This is a genomic window from Streptomyces katrae, assembly GCF_000966975.1.
Classification (GTDB): Bacteria; Actinomycetota; Actinomycetes; order Streptomycetales; family Streptomycetaceae; genus Streptomyces; species Streptomyces katrae.
Genome location: NZ_JZWV01001552.1, coordinates 1 through 1,485, shown reverse-complemented (window position 1 = coordinate 1,485; position 1,485 = coordinate 1). Strand labels below are relative to the sequence as shown.

Annotated in this window: 2 protein-coding genes; both read left to right on the top strand. The window is 73.8% G+C overall.

Annotated elements, in window-relative coordinates; all coding sequences use genetic code 11:
* Positions 1-28: 28 nt before the first annotated feature.
* A complete protein-coding gene (locus VR44_RS39115) occupies positions 29-958 on the top strand; it encodes a TauD/TfdA dioxygenase family protein (protein ID WP_045952449.1) in 930 nt (309 codons plus the stop codon).
* 23 nt (positions 959-981) lie between these two features.
* On the top strand, positions 982-1,485 hold a 504-nt coding region (ssuE, locus tag VR44_RS39110; protein WP_052714038.1), incomplete at its 3' end, for an NADPH-dependent FMN reductase.

Below are 1,485 nucleotides of genomic sequence, written 5' to 3'. Positions count from 1 at the left end.
GCGTCGTACCCATTCACGAGGAGTTCCCATGACCACCGTCACCTCCACCACCGTCACCCGCCTCGGCGGCCGCATCGGCGCCGAGATCGGCGGCGTCCGCCTCGGCGGCGACCTCGACGCCGCCGCCGTCGCCGAGATCCGCGCCGCCCTCCTCGCCCACAAGGTCGTCTTCTTCCGAGGGCAGGAGCACCTCGACGAGGCCGGTCACGAGGCCTTCGCCCGGCTGCTGGGGACGCCCGTCGCACACCCCACCGTCCCCTCCGCGGACGGCCGTTACGCCCTCGGCATCGACTCCCACCACGGGGCCCGCGCCAACCAGTGGCACACCGACGTCACCTTCGTCCCCGCCTACCCCGCCTTCTCCATCCTCCGCGCCGTCACCATCCCCCCGTACGGCGGCAACACCCTCTGGGCCAACACCGCCACCGCCTACGCCCACCTCCCCGCCCCGCTCCGGGCCCTCGCCGACGGGCTGCGCGCCGTTCACTCCAACGAGTACGACTACGCCGCCCTCAAGCCCGACGCCCTCCCCGAGGCCCTCGCGCAGTACCGCGAGGTGTTCACCTCCACCACCTTCCTCACCGAGCACCCCGTGGTCCGCGTCCACCCCGAGACCGGCGAACGCACTCTGCTCCTCGGCAACTTCGTCCAGCGCATCGCCGGGCTGACCGGCCGGGACTCCCGCGCCCTCGTCGACCTCTTCCAGGCCCACATCGAGAGCCCCGAGAACACCGTCCGCTGGCAGTGGCGGGCCGGTGACGTCGCCATCTGGGACAACCGGGCCACCCAGCACTACGGCGTCGACGACTCCGACGACCACGAGCGCACCCTGCGCCGCGTCACCGTCGACGGTGACGTCCCGGTCGGCCCCGACGGCGTGCCCTCCCGCCTGATCAGCCCCGACACCGTCCCGGACCCCGCCTTCGGCATCGCCTCCGGCGCCTCCGCCTCCGCCTGACCCGGACCACCACAGGAGCCCCCGTGCCCAAGCTGCTCGCCCTCACCGGCAGCCCCTCCGCCCACTCCCGTACCGTCGTCGTCGCCGAGCACGTGCTGCGCCGACTCGAACACGCGGGGTTCGAGACCGCCCACCTCGACGTACGCCTGCTCCCCGCCGCCGACCTGCTGTCGGCCCGCCGCGGGGAGCCGGAGATCCGCCGCGCCCTGGAGGCCGTCGCCGGAGCCGACGGACTGGTCATCGCGACCCCGGTCTACAAAGCCTCGTACACCGGGCTGCTCAAGGCCTTCCTGGACCTGCTCCCGCAGGACGGCCTCGCCGGCAAGACCATCCTGCCGCTCGCCACCGGCGGCAGCCTCGCCCACGTCCTGACCATCGACTACGCCCTGCGCCCGGTCCTCGCCGCCCTCGGCGCCCGGCACGTCACCGCCGGCCGCTTCGTCCTGGACTCCTCCGTCGAACGCGGCGCGGGGCCGGACCGGCTGCGCCCCGAGGCGGAACTGGACCTCTACCAGGCCGTCGACGAG